This is a genomic window from Ruegeria sp. AL11, assembly GCF_056540865.1.
The window spans coordinates 45,829-52,351 of the sequence record NZ_JBQFXO010000017.1 but is presented as its reverse complement, the minus strand read 5'-3'; the positions used below and the strand labels follow the sequence as shown (position 1 = coordinate 52,351).

The 6,523-nt window shown below is 57.2% G+C and carries 7 protein-coding genes; 1 reads left to right on the top strand and 6 read right to left on the bottom strand.

The features are described 5' to 3' along the window. From ACR0IP_RS22055 to rpsL, 4 genes are all read right to left on the bottom strand, one after another. On the bottom strand, nucleotides 1-91 hold a 91-nt coding region (locus ACR0IP_RS22055; RefSeq protein WP_215675807.1), incomplete at its 3' end, for a GTP-binding protein. Between the two features lie 60 nt (nucleotides 92-151). Next, nucleotides 152-2,269 (bottom strand): elongation factor G, encoded by a 2,118-nt coding sequence (fusA, locus tag ACR0IP_RS22050; protein WP_170375372.1) that lies wholly within the window; start codon nucleotides 2,267-2,269, stop codon nucleotides 152-154. Between the two features lie 18 nt (nucleotides 2,270-2,287). Next, on the bottom strand, nucleotides 2,288-2,758 hold the full coding sequence (rpsG, locus tag ACR0IP_RS22045) for a 30S ribosomal protein S7 (protein WP_039529242.1): 471 nt from the start codon (nucleotides 2,756-2,758) through the stop codon (nucleotides 2,288-2,290). Nucleotides 2,759-2,773: 15 nt separating this feature from the next. Further along, nucleotides 2,774-3,145 carry a 30S ribosomal protein S12 gene (gene rpsL / locus ACR0IP_RS22040; protein ID WP_005621086.1) on the bottom strand — a complete coding sequence of 124 codons (372 nt, stop codon included), beginning with the start codon at nucleotides 3,143-3,145 and terminating at the stop codon, nucleotides 2,774-2,776. A gap of 409 nt (nucleotides 3,146-3,554) precedes the next feature. Between rpsL and ACR0IP_RS22035 the strand changes: the two genes are divergently transcribed. Further along, nucleotides 3,555-4,370, top strand: a complete 816-nt coding sequence (locus tag ACR0IP_RS22035; protein ID WP_480527988.1) for a putative rhamnosyl transferase — start codon at nucleotides 3,555-3,557, stop codon at nucleotides 4,368-4,370. Here the strand turns inward: ACR0IP_RS22035 and ACR0IP_RS22030 are convergent. Both ACR0IP_RS22030 and ACR0IP_RS22025 read right to left on the bottom strand, forming a co-directional pair. After that, entirely contained in the window at nucleotides 4,355-5,224 is an 870-nt protein-coding gene (locus ACR0IP_RS22030; protein WP_480527986.1) for a DMT family transporter, read from the bottom strand. The two genes, ACR0IP_RS22035 and ACR0IP_RS22030, sit on opposite strands and share 16 nt — an antisense overlap. A gap of 128 nt (nucleotides 5,225-5,352) precedes the next feature. Further along, nucleotides 5,353-6,426 (bottom strand): PLP-dependent cysteine synthase family protein, encoded by a 1,074-nt coding sequence (locus ACR0IP_RS22025; protein ID WP_480527984.1) that lies wholly within the window; start codon nucleotides 6,424-6,426, stop codon nucleotides 5,353-5,355. Nucleotides 6,427-6,523: the final 97 nt, after the last annotated feature.

Genomic DNA, 6,523 nt, shown 5'->3' with positions numbered 1-6,523 from the left:
CTGCGGTCAGCGTCGTCTTACCATGGTCAACGTGCCCAATCGTGCCGATGTTGACGTGCGGTTTTGTACGCTCAAACTTTTCCTTTGCCATGATGGCCTCCTTTTTCGGTAATGAAGGGAGCGTGATACCCACGCTCCCTCAAATCTTTGGTTATGCGTATTTCGCTTGGATCTCGTCCGAGATGTTCTGCGGAACCGGATCGTAGTGGTCGAACTGCATGGTGAACTGGGCACGGCCCGACGACATCGAACGCAGAGTGTTGATGTAGCCAAACATGTTCGCCAGCGGAACGAACGCGTCGATTGCGATCGCGTTGCCGCGCGGTTCCTGACCAGACACCTGGCCACGACGCGAGGTCAGGTCGCCGATGATACCGCCGGTGTATTCTTCCGGGGTGATCACTTCGACCTTCATGATCGGTTCCAGCAGTTTCGCGCCAGCTTTGCGCATGCCTTCACGCATACACATACGGGCCGCGATTTCGAACGCCAGAACGCTCGAGTCAACGTCGTGGAACTTACCGTCCAGCAGGGCAACCTTGAAGTCGATCACGGGGAAGCCAGCCAGAGGGCCGCTGTCCATAACCGACTGGATGCCTTTTTCGACACCCGGGATGTATTCCTTCGGAACGGCACCACCAACGATGCGGCTTTCGAACGAATAACCTTCGCCCGGCTCGGTCGGAGTGATCTCGAGTTTAACCTCACCGAACTGACCCGAACCACCCGACTGTTTCTTGTGGGTGTAGGTGTGCTCGACCGGCATCGAGATGGTTTCGCGATAGGCCACCTGAGGAGCACCGATGTTCGCTTCAACCTTGAACTCACGCTTCAGACGGTCAACCAGGATGTCCAGGTGAAGTTCACCCATGCCCTTCATGATGGTCTGACCCGATTCCAGGTCGGTTTCCACACGGAAGGACGGGTCTTCGGCGGCCAGACGGGCCAGACCCTGGGACATCTTCTCTTGGTCGCCCTTGGTTTTGGGCTCAACCGCGATCTCGATCACCGGATCGGGGAAGGTCATGGTTTCAAGAACCACCGGATCCTTCGCGTCACACAGGGTGTCACCGGTGGTGGTGTCTTTCAGACCCGCCAGCGCGATGATGTCGCCTGCAAACGCTTCTTCGATCTCTTCCCGGTTGTTCGAGTGCATCATCATCATACGACCGATGCGCTCTTTCTTACCTTTGGTCGAGTTCAGGATCGAGTCACCCTTGTTCATGGTGCCCGAGTAGATCCGGGTGAAGGTCAGCGAGCCAACAAAGGGGTCGTTCATGATTTTGAACGCCAGACCCGAGAAGGCCATTTCGTCGTCTGCACGACGTGCGATGTCACGAACTTCTTCCTCGTCGCCGGGTTTGAAGCCCATGTAATCAACAACGTCCAGCGGGCTGGGCAGATAATCGATCACAGCGTTGAGCAGCGGCTGAACGCCTTTGTTCTTGAACGCCGAACCACCCAGAACCGGAACGAACGCGATGTCCAGCGTACCTTTGCGCAGCAGGGCGCGCAGGGTCGGAACGTCGGGCTCATTGCCTTCCAGGTATTCCATCATCGCGTCGTCGTCCATTTCGACGGCCGCTTCGATCATCTTGCCGCGCCATTCGTCAGCCATGTCTTTCAGGCTGTCGCGGATCGGAGCTTTGATCCAGCTTGCGCCCAGATCTTCACCCTGCCACAACCACTCTTCCATGGTGACCAGGTCGATCAGACCTTCCAGCTCGGACTCGGCGCCGATCGGAATACCAACCGGAACAGCGCGTGCGCCGGTGCGGTCTTCGATCATGCGAACGCAGTTGAAGAAGTCTGCGCCGATCTTGTCCATTTTGTTGACGAAAACCATACGCGGAACTTTGTAGCGGTCAGCCTGACGCCACACGGTTTCGGTCTGGGGCTCAACACCTGCGTTTGCGTCCAGAACGCAGACGGCACCGTCGAGAACCGCCAACGAACGCTCAACCTCGATGGTGAAGTCAACGTGGCCGGGGGTGTCGATGATGTTCAGGCGGTGCTTGGGGGTATCGGCGGTCTGACCGTCCTCGGTGCGCTCCCAGAAAGTGGTGGTCGCAGCCGAAGTGATGGTGATGCCGCGTTCCTGCTCCTGCTCCATCCAGTCCATGGTGGCTGCACCATCGTGCACCTCACCGATGTTGTGGGATTTACCAGTGTAATACAGGATACGCTCCGAGCAGGTGGTCTTACCTGCGTCAATGTGCGCCATGATACCGAAGTTACGGTATAGTTCGAGCGGATATTCGCGTGCCATTTTTGATAAGCCTCTGAATTACCAACGGTAGTGGCTGAAGGCTTTGTTCGCCTCGGCCATCTTGTGGGTGTCTTCGCGCTTCTTCACGGCGGTACCGCGGGACTGTACAGCGTCCAGCAGTTCGCCGGCGAGGCGTTCTTCCATGGTGTTTTCGTTGCGGCCACGCGCAGCAGTGATCAGCCAACGGATGGCCAGTGCTTCGCGGCGCTCGGGGCGCACTTCGACCGGAACCTGATAGGTTGCACCACCAACGCGGCGCGAGCGAACCTCGACCGACGGTTTGATGTTGTCGAGTGCTTCGTGGAATACTTCGACAGGTGCGCGCTTGATTTTGTTCTCAACGCGGTCAAACGCGTTGTAAACGATGCGCTCTGCAACCGACTTCTTGCCGTCGATCATCAGGTTGTTCATGAATTTGGTCAGTACCTTGTCGCCAAATTTGGCGTCGGGCAGGACTTCGCGTTTTTCGGCGGCGTGACGACGTGACATATCAGCCTCTCCTTCTTACTTGGGACGCTTCGCGCCGTATTTCGAACGACGTTGCTTACGATCTTTGACGCCCTGAGTATCCAGAACACCGCGCAGGATGTGGTAACGCACACCGGGAAGGTCTTTTACACGGCCGCCACGGATCAGAACAACCGAGTGTTCCTGCAGGTTGTGGCTTTCACCGGGGATGTACGAGATGACCTCGAACCCGTTGGTCAGGCGCACCTTGGCAACCTTACGCATAGCCGAGTTCGGCTTTTTCGGTGTGGTGGTATACACACGGGTGCAGACGCCGCGTTTCTGCGGGCACTGCTCCAGGTGCATGGACTTCGAGCGTTTTACTTTGGGCTGCCGCGGCTTGCGGATCAGCTGTTGAATAGTTGGCATTCCGGTTTCTTCCCCGTTTTGCAACACACATGACATGCACGCGCATTGCGTGCGGTTAAACTTGCTGCACTTATGCGTCCACAAGCGCAAAACCCGCGAGCGTTCCCATTCCGAGGTGAACGTCGCGGTTTGTTATCAGAGGACGCGAACTGCAAAATTGTCCGGGTCTTGACCAGTTCATTACTGAAATCGGTTTTGGGGCGGCCCCCGGTACCGAGATGACGCGCGTAATAGGGGGAGTCGGCCCAAGTGTCAACAGCACTTACCCCAGCGCGAAAATCTGGGCACCAAACTGGCCGGATTGCGCTGTGATATCAACGATTGCGAGCACGGGCCAGCCTCTTCTGGCGTTGCGGGTGCAGGCATAGCCCGGCATAGTGCGCGCAGACCTCTTAGCTATGGATGACAGATGCAGGTTATCGGCCTTTGCCGCTTTTCCTTTCCGGCCCTTGGCAGCTTTCAGACCGAACATGAAACCCTGGATGATCGGCGTCGTCACCTCTACAGCTCTACCCGTCTGGAAGAGAGGTTCCGACTGTTCGAGTCCTCGACCCTGCCCTGTTTTCGCGAACACACCGACGAGGATTTCGAGCTGCTGGTGGTGATTGGAGACTGCCTGCCCAAAGAAGCCTATGACAGGCTGCACGACCTGACGGCCGACGTGAAACAGGTTCGGATCGTTCAGGAATCGCCCCGGGCCGACAAATCGCATCGCCATATCATGAAGGATATCCTGAACGCGGCCCGCAAGGATCCGGATCAGCCTTGCATCCAATTCCGCCACGACGATGACGACGCCGTATCCGTGGATTTCGTTGAGCGTCTGCGCGAAGCCGTCCGCGACAGCAAGGGCCTGATGGAGCGCAGCACCATTGTCGGCATTGATTTCAATCAGGGCTTCTTTGCCCGTCTCAACACCGATGGGATTACAGCGAAACCGACGCATAAACCGCTTTTGGGCGTGGGTCTTGGAATGCATATCGCAGGCGGCTGCAAACAGACCATCATCAGCTTTACCCATCATCGCATGGGCCGCTTCATGCCGATCGTCAGCTATACCGATGCACCAATGTGGGTGCGTTCGCTCAACGGGTTCAACGACTCACGCGGGGCGCGCAACTATGACCGCGAACTCTCGGCCCTCAGCCCCGAACTTGAGGGAGAGTTCATCGCCCGTTTTGCCATTGATCAAAGCATCGTCCGGCGGGTTCACGGCGCGCCCTGAGTTGTCCTTTCGCGGAACAGAGTAAACAAGCCAGCCGCGACAACCAGCCCGGCGCCGAACAAGGTCACCGCATCGGGCCATTCGCCAAACACAACCCAGCCCAAGCCCAAGGCCCAGATCAGGCTGGAGTATCGGAAGGGGGCAATAAAACCGACCTCGCCTTCTCGCATCACCATCACGCTGCACAGATAACCAATCAGGACAAACACAGCCGCCGAGGCCACCAGAACAGCATTCCCGCCGGACAGGTTGACCCACCCTTCAAACACCGACACCAACCCTGCGGCGACAGAGATCGACAGCGAGGTTGCAAGGGTTACCACCAGTGACGGTACTTGCGGTGACATGCGCCGGGTGATCAGGTCTCGGATCGTCACCGAGACCACAGCCAGCAACGCATAGATCGCATAGACGCTGAAACCGTCCGGCCCGGGCCGTACGATCAGCAACATGCCCATGAACCCGACGACAATCGCCATAATGCGCCGCCAGCCGATATGTTCCGAGAAGAACAGGACCGCCCCCAGCGTCACGGTCAACGGCAACACCTGAAGAACCGCTGTCACATTCGCCAGTGGCATGTTCTTGAGCGCGGTCAGAAAGAAAAACGTCGCGAACAGTTCAGCAACACAGCGAATGGAAACCAGCCATTTGTCATGCCGTGAAAAATTCAGGTGCAACGCCCCAAGATGGCGCGCCAACCCGTAAACAAGCAGAGTCGCCAAAGCCCCTCGGATCGCAACCAATTGAAACAAGGGCAGCTCTCGCAGGGCGATTTTGACCAGCGTGTCATTCACTGTAAATGCGGCCATGCTGGCCATCATCAGCAGCGCGCCTTTAACATTCGGACTCATTCAAACAATACTCGGCCTTCAAACAATGGCGGTATTCACGCTTCAATCTCACGCAAAGTCAATTCGCGCGTCTCAATCCTAAAATTTTTTCACGAAGAGCAACTGTAACCGGTTGTTTTCCAGTCGCTTCAGCCCGTCATCTGGGCCGAGGGCGTCGATTTGGAAATCGCGATCTCCTCATCCGTCATCTCTTCCTCCACCCCTTCGAATAACGGGGTCGAAAGATACCGCTCTCCTGTGTCTGGAAGCATCACCAGCATCACTGATCCGTTCGGAGCGGTCTCAGTCAGTTTCATCGCCACCGCAAATGTGGATCCACCTGATATGCCGGTGAAAATTCCCTCTTCCGCAGCCAGACGGCGCGACCAGGCAATACCGTCAGCGCCGGGCACGGGGATCAATTCATCATAGAAGCCGTTGTCTATGGCCTCCTGCAGGACCCAAGGAATGAAATCAGGTGTCCAGCCCTGAATCGGATGCGGCTCGAAGTTCGGATGGCTTTCGGTCGGCTGATGCGTGTCGTTGCGGGTGTTCACATAGCCCGAAGAGACAATCGCCGCATTCGCAGGTTCCGTCAGGATAATCTTCGTGTCCGGGCGTTCTTTCCTCAGAACCCGCGCCACGCCCGAGACGGTTCCGCCAGTGCCATAACCCGTCACCCAATAGTCGAGCTTCTGCCCGTCGAAATCCGCCAGAATCTCCCGCGCGGTGGTGTTTTCATGAATGTCGGCATTTGCCGCGGTTTCAAACTGACTGGCGAGGAACCAGCCATTCTGCTCGGCCAGCTCCTTGGCTTTGGTATACATGCCGAACCCTTTCTGGGCGCGCGGAGTCAGGACAACCTTGGCCCCCAGGAACCGCATCAGCTTGCGCCGCTCGACCGAAAAACTGTCGGCCATGGTCACAACCAGAGGATAGCCCTTGGCCGCACAGACCATCGCCAGCCCAATCCCGGTATTGCCCGAGGTCGCCTCAACCACCGTCTGACCTGGTTTCAGCCGACCGTCTCGCTCGGCCGCTTCGATGATGTTCAGCGCCAGTCGGTCCTTGACGGAACTGGCCGGGTTAAACGCTTCGAACTTCACATAGACTGTTACGTTTGAGGGCGCGATTCTGTTGATCCGCACGCAGGGCGTGTCTCCGACAGTGTCCAGAATGCTGTCATACAGGCGCTTGCGCCCTTGCGTTTGCCGAGTTGTCATGGCGGCCCCCTCCTCTGCTTTGCGCAACCATGCCACAAACCGGGTCACATTGATAATTTTCTTTGCGAAAGAGCGCTTCGGGGGGCGCAAACAAAAA

Coding starts and splice junctions, on each gene's coding strand:
- rpsG (WP_039529242.1), bottom strand. CDS start 2,758: ATGTCACGTCGTCACGCCGCCGAAAAACGCGAAGTCCTGCCCGACGCC.
- ACR0IP_RS22030 (WP_480527986.1), bottom strand. CDS start 5,224: ATGAGTCCGAATGTTAAAGGCGCGCTGCTGATGATGGCCAGCATGGCC.
- ACR0IP_RS22025 (WP_480527984.1), bottom strand. CDS start 6,426: ATGACAACTCGGCAAACGCAAGGGCGCAAGCGCCTGTATGACAGCATT.
- rpsL (WP_005621086.1), bottom strand. CDS start 3,145: ATGCCAACTATTCAACAGCTGATCCGCAAGCCGCGGCAGCCCAAAGTA.
- fusA (WP_170375372.1), bottom strand. CDS start 2,269: ATGGCACGCGAATATCCGCTCGAACTATACCGTAACTTCGGTATCATG.
- ACR0IP_RS22035 (WP_480527988.1), top strand. CDS start 3,555: ATGCAGGTTATCGGCCTTTGCCGCTTTTCCTTTCCGGCCCTTGGCAGC.